Raw genomic sequence first — 16,962 nt, 5'->3', positions numbered from 1 at the left:
CGTGACATCAGTGTCTGCGAGGGCTCCGGGGCTCCACAGGCCCAGGACCGATGCGCGGATCGTACTCTGTCGGACACCGTGTCAGCACGGGTAAGAACGTCCCTTCACTGGGCCGTTCGAGCTGCGCACACCCCATGGACACACCGAATGGCACCCCGGGAGTCAGCGCGGGATAAGCGACCGACATAATGTCGGTCGTGGCGACAGCAACGACAGTAGAAACCGGGCACGCGCACCCGTCGGTCAATCGGCCGAACCTCACCAGCGTCGGAACCATCATTTGGCTGAGTTCCGAGCTGATGTTCTTCGCGGCCCTCTTCGCGATGTACTTCACCCTGCGGTCGGTGATGGGCGCAGAGCACTGGAAGGAAATGGCTCATGCCCTGAACGTCCCGTTCTCGACGACGAACACCACCATCCTGGTGCTCTCCTCGGTCACCTGCCAGCTCGGGGTGTTCGCCGCGGAGCGGGGCGACGTGAAGAAGCTCCGAACCTGGTTCGTGATCACGTTCGTGATGGGTGCGATCTTCATCGGCGGTCAGGTCTTCGAGTACACCGAACTGGTCAAGAAGGACGGCATCTCGCTCTCCTCCGACCCGTACGGCTCGGTGTTCTACTTGACCACCGGCTTCCACGGTCTGCACGTGACGGGGGGTCTGATCGCGTTCCTGTTCGTCCTGGGCAGGACCTACGCGGCCAAGAGGTTCACCCACGAGCAGGCAACCGCAGCCATCGTCGTGTCCTATTACTGGCACTTCGTCGATGTCGTCTGGATCGGCCTTTTCGCCACGATCTACTTGATCAAGTAACCCGGGCCACCGCGCCCGGCGCACACAGTCCAGAAGCACCGACGCAGAAGATCCTGACACCGGGGTAATCCGTGAAAAAGCTCTCCGCACGACGACGCCATCCGCTGGCGGCGGTCGTCGTCCTACTCTTCGCGCTGGCGGCCACCGGGGGGCTGTACACCGCGTTCGCGCCCGCGGGCAAGGCACAGGCCGACGTGGCCTCGCAGTCCCTCGCCATCGACGAGGGCAAGAAGCTCTACTCCGTCGGCTGTGCCAGCTGCCACGGCACCGGTGGTCAGGGAACCTCCGACGGGCCGAGCCTGGTAGGCGTCGGCTCCGCCGCCGTGGACTTCCAGGTCGGCACCGGCCGGATGCCCGCCCAGCAGCCCGGCCCGCAGATGCCCAAGAAGAAGGTCATCTACAGCCAGAAGCAGATCGACCAGCTCGCCGCGTACGTGGCGTCCCTCGGAGCCGGCCCGATCACGCCGACCGAGGAGCAGTACAGCACCTCCGACGCGAGCGTCGCCTCCGGCGGTGAGCTGTTCCGCACCAACTGTGCCCAGTGCCACAACTTCACCGGTAAGGGTGGCGCGCTGACTCACGGCAAGACCGCACCGAGCCTGGAGGGTGTGGATCCCAAGCACATCTACGAGGCCATGCAGACCGGCCCGCAGAACATGCCGTCCTTCCCCGACACGACGATGCCGGAGCAGCAGAAGAAGGACATCATCGCCTACGTCAAGGCGGTGAACGGGGACGATACCGAGAGCCCTGGCGGTCTCGAACTGGGCGGCCTCGGCCCCGTCAGTGAGGGACTGTTCGCCTGGATCTTCGGTCTCGGTGTTCTGATCGCGGCTGCCGTCTGGGTCGCTGCCCACACCGCTAAGGCCAAGAAGTCATGAGTAGCCAAGAAGAGATCTCAAAAGAGAACCCGCCGAGCGAGCAGGACGCCGCGCACGGCGCCGTGGTGACCGCGGACGACCCGTTCGCCGACCCCGGTCTGCCCGCGCACCAGCCGCGCAAGCAGGACATCGACGAGCGGTCGGCCAAGCGGTCCGAGCGCATGGTCGCGATCCTGTTCATGGTGTCGATGCTCGCGACGGTGGCGTTCATCGCCTCGTTCGTGGCGTTCCCGGTCGACAAGAACGTCTTTGTCTTCCCGCTCGGCCACGTCAGCATCCTGCACCTCTCGCTGGGTGTGACCCTGGCCGTCGCGCTGTTCTGCATCGGCGCCGGCGCGGTCCACTGGGCCCGTACGCTGATGTCCGACGTCGAGGTGGCGGACGAACGCCACCCGATCGAGGCGCCGCCCGAGGTCAAGCAGAAGGTCCTCGCGGACTTCGCGGCGGGCGCGGCCGAGTCCGGCTTCGGCCGGCGCAAGCTGCTCCGCAACACGATGTTCGGCGCGCTCGCGCTGGTGCCGCTCTCCGGCGTGGTGCTCCTGCGCGACCTGGGACCGCTGCCCGAGAAGAAGCTCAGGTCCACGCTGTGGGCCAAGGGCAAGCAGCTCATCAACATGAACACGCATGAGCCGCTGCGTCCCGAGGACGTCGTGGTGGGGTCGCTCACCTTCGCCATGCCCGAGGGCCTCTCGGAGCACGACGAGAACTTCCAGAGCGAGATCGCCAAGGCGGCGCTCATGATCATCCGGATCCAGCCGGACGAGATCAAGGACAAGCGCGAGCTGGAATGGTCCCACCAGGGGATCGTGGCCTTCTCGAAGATCTGCACCCACGTCGGCTGCCCGATCAGCCTGTACGAGCAGCAGACGCACCACGCGCTCTGCCCGTGCCACCAGTCCACCTTCGATCTCTCCGACGGCGCCCGCGTCATCTTCGGCCCGGCCGGTCACGCCCTCCCGCAGCTGCGGATCGGTGTGAACGCGGACGGCAACCTCGAGGCGCTCGGCGACTTCGACGAGCCCGTCGGCCCTGCCTTCTGGGAGCGCGGATGAGTACCACGACCGCTACAGACGAGAAAAGCCGCAAGGCGCCCGCCGGTGAGCGGGTCGCCGACTGGGCGGACGGCCGGCTGGGGATCTACTCCCTCGCCAAGGCCAACATGCGGAAGATCTTCCCGGACCACTGGTCCTTCATGCTCGGCGAGATCTGCCTCTACAGCTTCATCATCATCATCCTCACGGGTGTGTATCTGACGCTGTTCTTCCACCCGTCGATGAACGAGGTGGAGTACCACGGCAGCTACATCCCGATGCAGGGCGTGCTGATGTCGGAGGCGTACGCCTCCACGCTGGACATCAGCTTCGACATCCGCGGTGGCCTGCTGATCCGGCAGATCCACCACTGGGCCGCGCTGATCTTCCTCGCGGCGATGATGGTCCACATGATGCGCGTCTTCTTCACGGGCGCGTTCCGCAAGCCGCGTGAGATCAACTGGCTGTTCGGCTTCCTGCTGTTCGTGCTGGGCATGTTCACCGGGTTCACCGGCTACTCCCTCCCGGACGACCTGCTCTCCGGTACGGGTGTCCGCTTCACCCAGGGCGCGATCCTGTCCGTACCGATCGTCGGCACGTACATCTCGATGTTCCTGTTCGGCGGCGAGTTCCCCGGCGGCGACTTCGTGGCCCGGTTCTACTCGGTCCACATCCTGCTGCTGCCCGGGATCATGCTGGGGCTGGTCGTGGCCCACCTGATCCTGGTCTTCTACCACAAGCACACGCAGTTCGCGGGCCCCGGCCGGACGAACAACAACGTCGTGGGCATGCCGCTGCTGCCGATCTACATGGCGAAGGCCGGCGGGTTCTTCTTCCTGGTCTTCGGCCTGATCACGCTGGTCGCGGCGATCGCCACGATCAACCCGATCTGGGCGCTCGGCCCCTACCGGCCCGACCAGGTGTCCACCGGCGCCCAGCCCGACTGGTACATGGGCATGCCGGAAGGGCTCGTCCGGGCGATGCCCGGCTGGGAGATCAACGTCGCGGGCCACACCCTCGTCCTGGGTGTCTTCATCCCGCTGATGATCCTTCCGCTGGTCCTCGGCGCGATCGCGGTCTATCCGTTCATCGAGTCGTGGGTCACCGGGGACAAGCGCGAGCACCACATCCTGGACCGCCCGCGCAACGTGCCGACGCGTACGGCCTTCGGCGTGGCCTGGCTGGTGTGGTACTTCGTCCTGCTGGCCGGTGGTGGGAACGACATCTGGGCGACCCACTTCCATCTCTCGATCAACACGATCACCTGGTTCGTCCGGATCGCGTTCTTCGTGGCGCCGGTCGTCGCGTTCATCGTCACCAAGCGGATCTGTATCGGTCTGCAGCGGCGCGACGCGGAGAAGGTCCTGCACGGCCGGGAGTCCGGTCTCATCAAGCGGCTGCCGCACGGTGAGTTCATCGAGGTGCACGCGCCGCTCGACCCGGTGGCGCTGCACAAGCTCACCGCGCACGAGCAGTACGCGCCGGCCGAGATCGGCCCGACGGTCGACGAGAACGGCGTGGAGCGCAAGGTCTCGCCCGTCGAGAAGCTCCGCGTCAAGCTCAGCAAGGGCTACTACGGCCCCGGCAACCAGCTGCCGAAGCCCACGGCGGAGGAGTACAAGGAGATCCAGAGCGGCCACGGCCACCACTGATCCACCCGGCCTCCCCGAGGTCGCCACCACCGAGGCCCCGGCCCGGTCTCCCGCCAGGGGGCCGGCCGGGGCCCTCGGCGTTCCCCCGCCCGGCGCGCGGCCTGTCCGCAGTACGGGCGGTCGTCCGGTCGGCCGGGCGTACGCCGATAGGCTGCTCCCGGGCCCTCGGAGGGTCCGCGTACCCGTCCCGGACCCCAGGAGCGAGCGATGAGCGCTGTTACCCCCGTCGGAGGCGACACCGTGGCGGCCCGCACCTGGCCGGGCGTCCTGGACACCCTGCTCAACGGCGCCGACCAGAGCGCCGACGCCACCGCCTGGGCGATGGACAGCATCATGAGCGGCGCGGCCACCGACGCGCAGATCGCCGGATTCGCGGTGGCACTGCGGGCCAAGGGCGAGACCGTCGCGGAGATCAGCGGGCTCGTCCGGGCGATGTACGAGCACGCCAGGGTCATCGAGGTGCCCGGCAGGACCGTCGACATCGTCGGCACCGGCGGCGACGGCGCCAAGACCGTCAACATCTCCACCATGTCCTCGATCGTGGTGGCGGGCACCGGCGCGAAGGTCGTCAAGCACGGCAGCCGCGCCGCGTCTTCGGCGAGCGGCGCCTCCGACGTGCTGGGCAAGCTCGGCGTCAATCTGGAGCTGTCCCCGGAGCGGGTGGTGCGGGTCGCGGAGGAGGCGGGCATCACCTTCTGCTTCGCCGTGAAGTTCCACCCGGCCCTGCGACAGGTGGCCGCGGCGCGCGGTGAGCTGGGGATCCGTACGGTCTTCAACTTCCTGGGGCCGCTCACCAACCCGGCGAAGGTACGGGCGCAGGCGACCGGCGTCGCCGACGCCCGGATGGCGCCGATCATGGCGGGCGTGCTGGCCGAGCGCGGCTCCTCCGCGCTGGTCTTCCGGGGTGACGACGGGCTCGACGAGCTGACCACCACCGCCACCTCCCGGGTCTGGGTCGTCCGGGACGGGAACGTCACCGAGCAGCCCTTCGACCCGCGCGACGTCGGCCTGTCCCTGGTGCCGGTCGAGGCCCTGCGCGGCGCGGACGCCTCGTACAACGCGGAGGTCGCCCGCAGGCTGCTCGCCGGAGAGACCGGCCCCGTACGGGACGCCGTGCTGCTCAACTCGGCGGCTGCGCTGGTGGCGCTCGACCCGACGGACGACCCGCTGGAGCTTCAGCTGGCGGCGGGCATCGCGCGGGCGGCGGAGTCCATCGACTCGGGCGCGGCGGGGCGTTCGCTGGCCCGCTGGGTCGAGGCCAGCAACGCCTGACGGCGAGCGGGTGGGACGGGGCGGGTGCCGGCCGGCACCCGCCCCGTCCCGTATCGCGGACATCTGTTGGGCGGTGCGGCACGCTGTGCCATACTTTCGGCCAAGGTCATGAGTGACAGCGATTTAGGCCCCGGCTCGCTGTCCGGCAACCCTCCGTCCGTGGCGGGGTGCCCCGGGTGAAGACCAGGCCGTAGGCAGCGAGGTCTGCGGCAAGCGCGGACCCCTCGCACCTTTGGGGTCCTGGTCCTCAAGGGAGCAGTCTCGTGAGCAAGCGAATGCGTTAGGGCGCTCAAGCCCCTCTTCAACACCCCCTCCGCACGGTGATCCGTGTGTCGAGGCATTCCCCGCGCCACCTGTCACGGCCCTGCCGTGCCGCGGGTCCTTTGAAGCCGCCATTCCGCCTTGTCCTGCCGGGAGATAACGCCATGTCCGCATACCCGAACGCCACCGCCACCGCCACCGCCGCTACCCCCTCCGACGACCCCGCCTGTGGCGCGCCGCTGCCGGTGCTCGGACGGGACGTGACCGTGCCGCTCGTCACCGGCGGCGAGGTCGGCTACGCCGCCCTGGACTACGCGGCCAGCGCCCCGGCGCTCCAGCGCGTGTGGGACGACGTCGCCGCGTACGCCCCGTACTACGGCAGCGTCCACCGGGGCGCTGGCTACCTCTCGCAGCTCTCCACGGACCTCTTCGAGAACAGCCGCCGCACGGTCGCCGCGTTCCTCGGCTGCCGCCCTGACGACCAGGTGGTCTTCACCCGCTCGACGACGGATTCGCTGAACCTGCTGGCCGCTGCCCTGCCCGCGCGGTGCGAGGTGTTCGTCTTCGAGACGGAGCACCACGCCTCGCTGCTGCCCTGGCGCGACGCCCGGGTCAGCTATCTCGACGCCCCCCGCACCCCGGCCGCGGCCGTCGCCACCCTGGAGCGCGCGCTCGCCTCGCGCGACCCCGAGGCGCCCGCGCTGGTCTGTGTCACGGGGGCGTCCAATGTGACGGGTGAGCTGTGGCCGGTACGGGAGCTGGCCGCCGCCGCGCACCGCCACGGTGCCCGGATCGTGCTGGACGCCGCGCAGCTCGTACCGCACCACGCCGTGGACATCGCCGAACTGGACGTGGACTGGATCGCGTTCTCCGGGCACAAGCTGTACGCGCCGTTCGGCTCCGGGGTGCTGGCGGGCCGGGCCGACTGGCTCCAGGACGCCGAGCCGTACCTCGCGGGCGGCGGCGCCAGCCGTACGGTGGCGCGGCGCGCCGATGGCGGGGTGGAGGTGGAGTGGCACGCCACGGCCGCCCGCCACGAGGCCGGTTCGCCCAACGTGATCGGGGTGTACGCGATCGCCTCGGCCTGCAAGGCGCTGGAGGAGGCCGGTTTCGACGCGCTGGAGGCCCGTGAGCGGAGCCTCGTCGCCCGGCTGCGCGCGGGGCTGGCCGAGGTGCCCGAGGTGAAGGTGCTCTCGCTGTTCGGCGACGACGCGCCGCGGGTCGGTGTGCTGTCGTTCGTGGTCGAGGGGTGGAACAGCTCGCACTTCGCCGCCGCGCTCTCCGCGGAGTACGGCATCGGGGTGCGCGACGGCCTGTTCTGCGCCCACCCGCTGGTACGGACGCTGCTGGACGGCGACCCGCAGGAGCAGGGGGAGTGCGGCGCGCCGGAGGCCGAGCCGGGCGCCCGCTCGCTCAACGCCATCCGGGTGAGCTTCGGGGCGGGGACGCCGGAGGAGCACGTGGAGCGGTTCGTGCGGGCGGTGCGCGAGCTGGTCAGCGACGGCGCGCGGTGGAGCTACCGCACGGAGGACGGCCGCTGCGTGCCGGACCGGGGAGCGGCCGCCGCGTAAGCCGTCCGCGCCCGTTCGCCGGAGGCGGTCCTACGCGTCGAGTCCGATCGCGAAGGCCGCCTCCAGGTCGTGCTGCGAGTACGTACGGAACGCCACGTGGGTGTCGGTGCCCTCGACGCCGGGGATCTTGCTGATCCGGCCGGGGATGACATCGGCGAGGTCGTCGTGTTTCGGCACGCGCACCATGGCGATCAGGTCGTACGTACCCGTCACCGAGAAGACCTCGCTGACGCTGTCCAGGGCGGCGATGGCCTCGGCGATCTCGGGGATCCGGTCGACGCTGGTCTTGATGAGCACGATCGCGGTGATCACGGTTGGCGTTCTCCCTCGGTGGCCCCGGTCTGTGCGCCCACTCTATCGGTACGCCAGTAGCGCCCCCAGGCGTAGAGGAAGCCCGCGCCGAACCCGGCCACATGGGCGAGATAGGCGACTCCCGGCCCCTCTCCGGCGCCGCGGGCGGCCAGCCACTGGAGCACGAACCAGAAGATCAGCACGGACCAGGCGGGGAAGCGCAGCGGCAGGAAGAACAGGAACGGGAAGAGGCTGGTGACGCGGGCCCGGGGGAAGAGGTAGAGGAACGCGCCGAGCACGCCGGAGATCGCCCCGGACGCGCCCACCAGGGTCTGCCGCGACTCCGCGTTGGCCGCCGCGTAGGCGAACAGCGCGAGATATCCGACGCCGAGGTAGAAGAGCAGGAACGGCACCCGGCCCATGCGCTCCTCGGTCATCGCGCCGAAGACGTGCAGGAAGAGCATGTTGCCGAGCAGGTGCAGCCAGCCGCCGTGCACGAACAGCGCGGTGAGCGGGGTGAGCAGGGCGTGCGGGGAGCCTCGCAGCAGGTCGTGGGGGATCACTCCCCACCGTTCGAAGTACGCGTTCTGGGCCGCGAGGAGCGCGTCCCCGCCGCCGTGGCCGGGGACCGCGCCGGAGACCGGGCTGAGCAGGAACGCCAGTGCGCACAGGCCGATCAGCCCGTACGTCACCACGGGGACGCCGGCCGCTCTCCGTGAGGGGGTCACCCGGCAGAGCATGCCGTACCGGGACCCTTCGGGGCAGAGCGCCTCGCCGCTCCGCGTGGTGCCCGCGAGGCCGTAGGGTTGCCGGGTGCGATCCGCGGTTCGACGGTGCGCCGACGGTTCGACGGCTCGCCGCGGGGCACCGCACGAGGGACGACGAAAAGAGGACGACGCGATGGCAACGCTTCCGACGGTTCCACAGCCGACGGCCACCACCCGGTGGCGCTGCACGCTGTGCGGGAATCTCACCCGCTTCGATGTGACCCGGTCGTCGAAGACCGTCGAGTACGTCCATCTGGACCTGGCCGGAGAGCCCACGGTCGAGGAGCGCGAGGTGGTCAGTGAGACCATCGAGTCGGTGCGCTGTCGTTGGTGCAACGCGGTGGATCAGATCGAATTGGTGGACAGGCCGGGAGCCGGTTCCTGAGGGAGCCGCCCGAAAGGGGTAGTGGGGTGACGGATCGTGGAGCAGCCCGCGAGCGGTGCTGAACCGGCCGGTGCGGCCGGTGACGCCGCGGAGACGCTCGACCGCCCGCTTCCCGACGGGGTACGGCGCCGGGTCGTGGCGCTGGTCTCGGACGCCTTCGGGGGGCTGACCGTCACGGAGCTGCCCGCGCAGCTGCGGCAGTACGCGCGCTTCACTCCGAACAGACGTGCGAAATTCGCGGGGAACGCGATGGCCGCCGCGCTGGAGGCCGATCCGCTCTTCCGGCAGCGGATCGCGGACCGGCTCACCCAGGCCCAGCCCGAGCTGGCCGCCGCGCTGGAGGCGGGATCGCCGCCCGCCGCCGCCGACCCCGTCGACGTGGCCGCCGCCGCGTATGTGCTCAGACCACCCGGATGGGTGAAGCTGGTGGCCGCCGCGGGCGAGGAGGCCCAGCGGGCGGACGCCGAGCGCGCCGACGAGGAGGCCCGGCGGGAGCTGGAGCGGCTGCGCGAGGAGCTGGCCGCCGCCAGGGCGCAGACCAGGAACGACACCGAGCGGCTGCGTACGGAGCTGGAGGCGGCCCGCAAGGAGGCCGACGCGCTCCACCGCAAGCTGCGCAGCGCCCAGAGCGATGTGAAGCGCGGTGAGGCGGCTCTGCGCCGTACCCACGCGGAGGCCGAGACGCTCCGGGCGGAGAGCGCCGCCCAGGTGTCGGCGGCCGAGAGCGAGACGCGCCGCGTCAGGGCGCGGCTGGCCGAGGCCGAGGCATCGGTCGAGGCGAGCCGCCGGGCCGCCCGGGAGGGCCGCTCGGTCGAGGACATGCGGCTGCGGCTGCTGCTGGACACGGTGCTGGAGTCGGCGCAGGGGCTGCGGCGCGAGCTGGCGCTGCCGCCCGCCACCAGCCGCCCCGCCGACACGGTCGACGCGGTGGAGCCCGGCCGGATGTCGCCCAAGGACGTGGCGGCGCGGGCGCTGTCCGAGACGGATCCGGCCCTGCTCGACCAACTGCTGGCGCTGCCGCAGGCACATCTGATCGTCGACGGTTACAACGTCACCAAGACCGGTTATCCCACGATGCCGCTGGAGAAGCAGCGGCTGCGGCTGCTCGGCGGCCTCGCCATGCTGGCGGCGCGCACGGGCGCCGAGGTGACCTGTGTGTTCGACGGCGCGGAACTGGCGGCGCCGGTGCTGCTCGCGCCGCCGCGCGGGGTGCGGGTGCTGTTCTCCAAGCCGGGGGTGACGGCGGACGAGCTGATCCGCCAGCTCGTCAGGGCGGAGCCGCCCGGCCGGCCGGTGGTGGTGGTCTCCACCGACCGCGAGGTCGCGGACGGCGTGGCGAAGGCCGGTGCCCGGCCCGTCGCTTCCGCGCTGCTGCTCAGGCGGCTTTCGCGGTCTTAGGTCCGTTCCGGGCAACTCCTGCGGAAAATGACCGAATTAACCGCCGGTCGGGATGACACGCCGCCAAATGTCCATGACTGAGCGTGTGATGCCCGGCCGGATGTGTAAAAACTATGCGTCGCGACCGACTTTTTTCTTGCAAGGATTTGAACTGATCACAAGTAGGTCACTATGGTCATGGCTCGAACCTTCGCGCGGTTGATCACCCATCCGGGGTGGCAGCGAAGGGACCGCCGATTTCACACCGTTCGCTCCTTCCCCTGGGCGCCGGACGCGTGGAGCCGGGGCCGACGTCCCCCACTGGCCCGGTAGGCGGCTGAGGAGAAGGAGCTCGCCTCCGTGGCGTCCCACCGTCGTCCCAAGCCCCCGAGCCGCACCCGGGTGACCGTACTCACCGCGACCGCCGCCGCAGCCGTCGCGCTGACCGCCAACTCCGCCAACGCCGCACCGGCGCCCAGCAAGTCGGAGGTCAAGGAGAAGGTCGACAAGCTCTACGAGGACGCCGAGAAGGCCACCGAGAAGTACAAGGGGGCCAAGGAGTCCCAGGAGAAGCTGGAGAAGGAAGTCAGCGCCCTCCAGGACAAGGTGGCGCGCGGCCAGGAAGAGCTGAACGAGCTGCGCGACGGCCTCGGTTCGATCGCCAGCGCCCAGTACCGCACCGGCGGCATCGACCCCGCCATGCAGCTCTTCCTCTCCTCCGACCCGGACTCCTACCTGGACCAGGCGTCCGCGCTCGACCAGGTCAGCGCCAAGCAGGCCCAGGCGCTCCAGCAGATCCAGTCCAAGCAGCGGTCCCTCGCGCAGGAGCGCAAGGAGGCCCAGTCGAAGGTCACGGACCTGGCCGACACCCGCAAGGAACTCGGCAAGAAGAAGAACGAGGTCCAGGGCAAGCTCGCCGCCGCGCAGAAGCTGCTCAACACCCTCACCGCGCAGGAGCGCGCCGCCCTCGCCAAGGAGGACGAGCAGCGTGCCAGCCGCTCCTCCTCCGCCGCCGGATCGGGCACGGGCTCCGGCGCCGAATCCGGCCGTACCGACCTCGGCAACTCGGTGCCCGCCTCGCAGCGCGCCTCGGCCGCCTTCGCCGCCGCACAGGGCAAGATCGGCTCCCCGTACGTGTACGGCGCCAGCGGCCCCAGCTCCTTCGACTGCTCCGGGCTGACCTCCTGGGCCTACGCCCAGGCCGGTGTCTCCATACCCCGCACCTCCGAGTCCCAGGCCAACGCCGGGGCCCGCCTCGGTATGAGCCAGCTGCAACAGGGCGACCTCGTCATCTTCTACGGCGACCTGCACCACGTCGGCTTCTACGCGGGCAACGGCCAGGTGCTGCACGCCCCCAAGCCCGGCGCCAGCGTGCGCTACGAGGCCATCGGCAACATGCCCTTCCAGTTCGGCGTACGCATCGGCTGACCCGCCGCCGACACCGCCCATTCGGGCGAAATCGCGGGCCCTTCGCTGACGTCGCGCCCCGTCGATGACCTTGTGGTCTTCGGCGGGGCGCCACTTTGTGTGCGCGGGGCGGTCGTTGGCCGCCGCGTGGTCGCCCGGCTACTGTCTGCTGCGCGCGGCCCCCGGCCAGCGCTCCGCCCGCCGGGCGGCAGGGGGCACGTCAGCGCGTACAGCGGAAGGGAGTTCGGCTTCCCGTGGTGTCCCATCGCCGTCCCACCCAGTCAGGACCTGGCCTCGGCGCCCGCGTCGGCGCCGTCACCGCCGTATCCGCGGCGGCGGCCACGGCGGCGGCCACGCTCGGCGCCTCCCCGGCGGGAGCCGAGCCGCAGCGGCGGCCCGAGGTCACCCGTGCCACGGTCGACCGGCTCTTCGCCGACGCCGAGAAGGCCACCGAGCGCTACCACCGCGCGGACGAGCGGGCGCGCAAGCTGCGCGGACTCGTGGACCAGGCCCAGGACCGCGCGGCGCGCGGCCAGGAAGCCGTCAACAAGATGCGCGGAGCGCTCGGTTCGCTCGCCCTCGCCCAGTACCGCTCCGGCGGGATGGACCCCGCGCTCGCCCTGCTGCTCTCCTCGGACCCCGACGGCTACCTCGACCGGGCCGCCGTCCTCGAACGCGTCGGCGTGCGCCAGTCCGCCGCCCTGAGCGAACTGCAGCAGGCGCAGCGGACGCTGGGGCGGGTCCGGTCGGAAGCCGCCCGCGACCTCACCGAGCTGGAACGCAGCAGAGCCGCGGTCGCCCGGCACAAACGCGCCGTCGAGGGCAAGCTCGCCGAGGCACGCCGGGTCCTCGCCACCCTGCCCGGCACCGACCGCGACGCGTACGGGCGCTCCTCGCGCTCGGACCGCGACGCGAGGGGCGGCCAGTTCCTCGGCGGCCCCGGCGGCGCGGCCTCCTCGGCGCGCGCGGCGGCCGCCGTGCGCGCCGCCCGGAACGCGGTGGGCCGGCCCTACGTGTGGGGCGCCAACGGGCCCTCGGGCTTCGACTGTTCCGGCCTCACCCAGTGGTCGTACGCACAGGCGGGCGTCGGCCTGCCGCGCACCTCCCAGGCGCAGCGGTACGCGGGCCGGCAGGTCCCGCTCTCCCAGGCGCTCCCCGGCGACCTCGTCGCCTACCGCGCGGACGCCAGCCACATCGCCATGTACGTGGGCAACGGCCAGGTCATCCACGCCCCCTACCCCGGCGCCCCGGTGCGCTACGACCCGGTCGGCATGATGCCGGTCTCCTCCGTCACCCGCATCTGAGGACCGGCGGGGACCGGCCCGCGCGCGGCGGCCCGTACGATCAGCCGCATGGCGGGCCGGAAGAGACAGAGCGCGGCGGCGCGGCGGCGGCGCGGCGGGCGCCGGGCCGTCGCCGCGGTCCTCGCCCTCCTGCTACTGCCCGCCGTCGGCTGCGCCGCCCCGGCGAAGGGCGCCAGGACCGCGACCGCCGGGATCGGGCAGGTCCTCGACCGCCGGGCGGCGGCGCTGGCCGACCGGGACGAACGGGCCTACCTCGGCGTCCTCGACCCGGCCTCGCACGCCCTGCGCGCCACCGCGCGCACCGAGTTCGAGAACCTCGCCGACGCGCCCCTCGGCTCCTGGGAGTACCGCCTCACCAGCGTCGAACGCGCCGGCGACCGCGCCACCGTACGGGCCGACCTGCGCTACCGGATCACCGGCTACGACAGCGCGCCGGTCGCCACGCCCCGCGCGCTGCGGCTCACCGAGCGGGACGGCCACTGGTACGTCACCGAGGACGAGCCGGCCCCCGGCGGCTCCCGGCAGCTCTGGCAGCAGGGCCCGGTACGCGCCGTACCCGCCCGGCACGGACTGGTCCTCGGCGTCGGCCAGGACGCGCGGCTGCTGCGCCGGATCGCGGCCACCGCCGACCGGGCCGTACCCGCCGTCGACGACGCCTGGCCGGAGCGCTGGGCCCGCCGCGTGGTCCTGCTCGTACCGGGCTCGCTGACGGACATGGCCGCGCTGCTGGGCGAGTCCGCCGACGCCTACCGGTCCATCGCCGCCGTCACCACCGGGGAGAGCGGCGGCTCGGGCGCCGCGCCCGCCGACCGGGTCATCGTGAACCCCGAGGCGTACGCGCGGCTGGGCGACTTCGGGCAGCGCGTCGTCCTCACCCACGAGACCACCCATGTCGCCACCCGCGCCGCGACCTCCGCCGCCACCCCGGTCTGGCTCTCCGAGGGCTTCGCCGACCTCGTCGCCTACCGGGGCACCGGCCGCGGCGCCGGACAGATCGCGCCCGAACTCCAGCGGGCCGTCCGCCGGGGCGAGGCGCCCCGCACGCTGCCGTCCGACGCGGACTTCGCGTTCGCCGGGGACGCCGACCTGCTGGCCAGGGCGTACGAGAGCGGCTGGCTGGCCTGCGAGATGATCGCCGACCGCTGGGGCGAGCGGAAACTCACCGACTTCTACCGCGCGGTGGGCGCGCACGGCCACCGGAAGGGCGCGGTGGCCACGGCCGCCCACGACGTCCTGGGCACCACCGAGAAGGCCCTCACCGAGCGGTGGCGCGCCTACGTACGGCAGCGGTTCGGCTGATCAGCCCCGCCCCGCCGCCCGGCGGCCCCTCCCGGCGCGGGACCGTCGCGCGCCACAGCACCCGGCAGGCGCACACCGCCGAGGCGACCAGCAGCCCGTTGCGTGCGAACAGCAGCGCGACCCCCACCGGGTCGCCCGCCACCACCTGGTCGAACAGCAGCGGGAACTCCAGCTGCGTCACCGCCGTCGCGGCCAGCACCAGCCCGGCGGGCCACGCCATCCGGCTCGCCCGCACCGTCAGACAGACGGCCGCCAGACCGACCAGCCAGAGCAGATACTGCGGGCTGATCACCCGGCTCGTGGTGGTGAACAGCAGCACGGCCGCGAACGCCGCGTCGGGCACCACCGCGGCGGTCAGCTCCCGCGCCCGCAGCCGCCACACCAGCAGCCAGCCGAGCGCCAGCACCGCGAGCGCCAGCGCCGCCCGGCTCACCAGCGGCACATACGGACCCGCGAACTCCACCGAGCCGTAGCTGAACAGCACGCCGCCGTCCCAGCCGAAGTGCCGCGCCACCTGGAAGACCAGCGCCCCCAGCGACTCGACCTCCGTACCCCGGTCGCGCTGGTACGTCAGGAACTCCAGCGCGCCCGGCAGCGCCGCCCAGCACAGCGCCGTCACCGCGAGCCCGGTGACCGCCGCCGCCGTCCACGACCGCCGGGTCGCCGCCCCGCGCGGGGTGCCCACCAGCACCAGCACCGGCCACACCTTCAGCAGCGCCCCGAACCCGGCCAGCGCCCCCAGCAGCCTCGGCCGCGCGGCGCCCGCGAGCAGCGCGCCCACCGCGACCGCCGTCACCATCAGGTCGTAGCGCGCGTACGAGGTCGCGCCGAGCAGCGGCACCCCCACGACCCACACCCACGCGCCCCGCACCGACCGCCCCTCGCCCCGGCCCGCGCGCAGCAGCAGCCCGAGGACGAGCGCGTCGCACAGGCACACCAGCACGAAGAACGCGGACGCGTAGCCGAGGAAGGGCAGCGCGGCGGGGGAGACGATCGCCAGCGCGGCGCCCGGCGGGTACTGCCAGGTCACGTCGGAGAGCGGATAGGTGCCGGTGCGCAGCACCTCGTACCACCCCCGGTAGATCACCGACACGTCGCTGGTCACATCGGGGCCCGGCAGGGTCACCACCTTGAAGACGCACAGCAGCAGCGCGGCCCTGGTCAGCGCCCACAGGGCGACCGCGCCCCCGGTCGCGGCGCGTGTGCTGGGCCCGGATTCCATGATCATCTGTCTCCGCGTCGTCCACTGGTCGGCGCGGGTCATGATGCCGGTCCTGGCTGTGCGAGAGCCATGAGGCAGGGCCGTGAGCCGCCCGGTACTGTCGGCCGGGATGCGCAAGACACTGATCGTCACCAATGACTTCCCGCCCCGCCCGGGGGGCATCCAGGCGTTCCTGCACAACATGGCGCTGCGCCTGGACCCCGACCGGCTCGTCGTCTACGCGTCCACCTGGAAGCGCGGCAGGGAGGGGGCGGAGGCGACCGCCGCGTTCGACGCCGAACAGCCCTTCACCGTCGTGCGCGACCGTACGACGATGCTGCTGCCGACCCCGCGCGTGACCCGGCGGGCCGCCGGGCTGCTGCGGGAACACGGCTGTGAGTCCGTCTGGTTCGGCGCGGCGGCCCCGCTCGGCCTGATGGCGCCCGCGCTGCGCGCGGCGGGCGCGCGGCGCCTCGTCGCCACCACGCACGGCCACGAGGCGGGGTGGGCGCAGCTGCCCGGCGCCCGGCGGCTGCTGCGGCGCATCGGCGAGTCCACCGACACGATCACCTACCTCGGCGAGTACACCCGCTCGCGCGTCGCGTCCGCGCTGACCCCGGCCGCCGCCGCCCGGATGGTCCAACTGCCGCCGGGCGTCGACGAGAAGACCTTCCACCCCGGCTCGGGCGGCGACGCCGTGCGCGCCGCGCTCGGGCTGGCCGACCGGCCCGTTGTCGTGTGCGTCTCCCGGCTCGTCCCGCGCAAGGGCCAGGACACCCTGATCCGCGCCATGCCCGCGATCCTGGCCCGGGTCCCGGACGCGGTGCTGCTCGTCGTGGGCGGCGGCCCGTACGAGGGCGAGCTGCGCAAGCTCGCCGCCGGGACCGGCGTCGCGGGCTCCGTACGGTTCACCGGCGCCGTCCCCTGGTCGGAGCTGCCCGCGCACTTCGGCGCCGGGGACGTCTTCGCGATGCCCTGCCGCACCCGCCGCGGCGGCCTCGACGTCGAGGGCCTCGGCATCGTCTACCTGGAGGCGTCCGCCACCGGCCTGCCGGTCGTGGCCGGTGACTCGGGCGGCGCGCCGGACGCCGTGCTCGACGGCGAGACCGGCTGGGTGGTGCGCGGGGGACCGCCGCACATCGCGGCGGCGGAGTCGGCCGAGCGGATCGTGACGCTGCTCCAGGACGCCGGGCTGCGGAGGCGGCTGGGGGAGCGGGGGCGGGAGTGGGTCGAGGAGAAGTGGCGCTGGGACCTGCTGGCGCGGCGGCTGCGGGAGCTGCTGTGACGGGCGCGGCTGGATGCCTCTATCGCTGGAGTGGTTAGGCCCTGTCTTCAAAGCCCCGCCTGTCCCTCGGCGTCTGGCACGCACGCTCGCGGCATTGTCGGGATCACCCCGGTACACGCCAGTTCGGGGGCGACCCTCCGCCTTGCGGGAGCGCTCGGCATCCGAAGGA

Annotated in this window: 15 protein-coding genes and 1 riboswitch; of the genes, 12 read left to right on the top strand and 3 right to left on the bottom strand. The window is 72.1% G+C overall.

The annotated features are described in order from the left end of the window. The first annotated feature begins 188 nt into the window (after positions 1-188). The 6 genes from ctaE (at position 189) to DVH02_RS10705 (ending at position 7,477) form a co-directional block, all read left to right on the top strand. Positions 189-809, top strand: a complete 621-nt coding sequence (ctaE, locus tag DVH02_RS10730) for an aa3-type cytochrome oxidase subunit III (RefSeq protein ID WP_114623545.1) — start codon at positions 189-191, stop codon at positions 807-809. Between the two features lie 71 nt (positions 810-880). After that, a complete protein-coding gene (gene qcrC, locus DVH02_RS10725) occupies positions 881-1,690 on the top strand; it encodes a cytochrome bc1 complex diheme cytochrome c subunit (protein WP_114623544.1) in 810 nt (269 codons plus the stop codon). Next, positions 1,687-2,742 carry a cytochrome bc1 complex Rieske iron-sulfur subunit gene (gene qcrA / locus DVH02_RS10720; RefSeq protein WP_114623543.1) on the top strand — a complete coding sequence of 352 codons (1,056 nt, stop codon included), beginning with the start codon at positions 1,687-1,689 and terminating at the stop codon, positions 2,740-2,742. The genes qcrC and qcrA overlap by 4 nt, the downstream gene beginning before the upstream one ends. Further along, positions 2,739-4,373: a cytochrome bc1 complex cytochrome b subunit gene (gene qcrB / locus DVH02_RS10715; RefSeq protein WP_114623542.1), complete on the top strand. Its 1,635-nt coding sequence runs from the start codon at positions 2,739-2,741 to the stop codon at positions 4,371-4,373. Before qcrA ends, qcrB begins: the two co-directional genes overlap by 4 nt. Before the next feature lie 207 nt (positions 4,374-4,580). After that, positions 4,581-5,645 carry an anthranilate phosphoribosyltransferase gene (trpD, locus tag DVH02_RS10710; protein WP_114623541.1) on the top strand — a complete coding sequence of 355 codons (1,065 nt, stop codon included), beginning with the start codon at positions 4,581-4,583 and terminating at the stop codon, positions 5,643-5,645. A 104-nt stretch (positions 5,646-5,749) separates the two neighbouring features. Further along, a riboswitch (SAM riboswitch) is annotated at positions 5,750-5,867 on the top strand. A 203-nt stretch (positions 5,868-6,070) separates the two neighbouring features. Further along, complete coding sequence (locus DVH02_RS10705) at positions 6,071-7,477, top strand: aminotransferase class V-fold PLP-dependent enzyme (RefSeq protein WP_114623540.1); 1,407 nt, start codon at positions 6,071-6,073, stop codon at positions 7,475-7,477. 30 nt (positions 7,478-7,507) lie between these two features. Here DVH02_RS10705 and DVH02_RS10700 read toward each other — a convergent pair whose 3' ends face one another. Together DVH02_RS10700 and DVH02_RS10695 are read right to left on the bottom strand one after the other, a co-directional pair. Further along, positions 7,508-7,789 (bottom strand): Lrp/AsnC family transcriptional regulator, encoded by a 282-nt coding sequence (locus DVH02_RS10700; RefSeq protein WP_114623539.1) that lies wholly within the window; start codon positions 7,787-7,789, stop codon positions 7,508-7,510. After that, the gene (locus tag DVH02_RS10695) at positions 7,786-8,508 is read right to left on the bottom strand and encodes a rhomboid family intramembrane serine protease (protein ID WP_114623538.1); all 723 of its coding nucleotides are present in this window, start codon (positions 8,506-8,508) and stop codon (positions 7,786-7,788) included. Before DVH02_RS10695 ends, DVH02_RS10700 begins: the two co-directional genes overlap by 4 nt. Positions 8,509-8,668: 160 nt before the next feature. Between DVH02_RS10695 and DVH02_RS10690 the strand changes: the two genes are divergently transcribed. The 5 genes from DVH02_RS10690 to DVH02_RS10670 all read left to right on the top strand — a co-directional run bounded on the left by DVH02_RS10690 (position 8,669) and on the right by DVH02_RS10670 (position 14,307). Then, a complete protein-coding gene (locus tag DVH02_RS10690) occupies positions 8,669-8,920 on the top strand; it encodes a hypothetical protein (RefSeq protein ID WP_114623537.1) in 252 nt (83 codons plus the stop codon). A 36-nt stretch (positions 8,921-8,956) separates the two neighbouring features. Continuing rightward, the gene (locus DVH02_RS10685; RefSeq protein WP_114623536.1) at positions 8,957-10,318 is read left to right on the top strand and encodes an NYN domain-containing protein; all 1,362 of its coding nucleotides are present in this window, start codon (positions 8,957-8,959) and stop codon (positions 10,316-10,318) included. A gap of 339 nt (positions 10,319-10,657) precedes the next feature. Then, the gene (locus tag DVH02_RS10680; protein WP_114623535.1) at positions 10,658-11,725 is read left to right on the top strand and encodes a C40 family peptidase; all 1,068 of its coding nucleotides are present in this window, start codon (positions 10,658-10,660) and stop codon (positions 11,723-11,725) included. 233 nt (positions 11,726-11,958) lie between these two features. Further along, the gene (locus DVH02_RS10675) at positions 11,959-13,008 is read left to right on the top strand and encodes a C40 family peptidase (protein ID WP_114623534.1); all 1,050 of its coding nucleotides are present in this window, start codon (positions 11,959-11,961) and stop codon (positions 13,006-13,008) included. A 48-nt stretch (positions 13,009-13,056) separates the two neighbouring features. Beyond that, positions 13,057-14,307, top strand: coding sequence for a hypothetical protein (locus tag DVH02_RS10670; RefSeq protein ID WP_114623533.1), 1,251 nt, complete (start codon positions 13,057-13,059; stop codon positions 14,305-14,307). Here the strand turns inward: DVH02_RS10670 and DVH02_RS10665 are convergent. Further along, positions 14,264-15,571, bottom strand: a complete 1,308-nt coding sequence (locus DVH02_RS10665) for a glycosyltransferase 87 family protein (protein WP_407697609.1) — start codon at positions 15,569-15,571, stop codon at positions 14,264-14,266. The two genes, DVH02_RS10670 and DVH02_RS10665, sit on opposite strands and share 44 nt — an antisense overlap. Before the next feature lie 67 nt (positions 15,572-15,638). Here DVH02_RS10665 and DVH02_RS10660 point away from each other — a divergent pair, with 67 nt between their 5' ends. Next, positions 15,639-16,793 carry a glycosyltransferase family 4 protein gene (locus tag DVH02_RS10660; RefSeq protein WP_114623558.1) on the top strand — a complete coding sequence of 385 codons (1,155 nt, stop codon included), beginning with the start codon at positions 15,639-15,641 and terminating at the stop codon, positions 16,791-16,793. Positions 16,794-16,962: the final 169 nt, after the last annotated feature.

It is taken from the genome of Streptomyces corynorhini (genome assembly GCF_003346515.1).
GTDB classification, from domain to species: domain Bacteria; phylum Actinomycetota; class Actinomycetes; order Streptomycetales; family Streptomycetaceae; genus Streptomyces; species Streptomyces corynorhini.
Note: the sequence above shows the minus strand (reverse complement) of the source record. Positions and strands in the feature narration are given on the sequence as shown.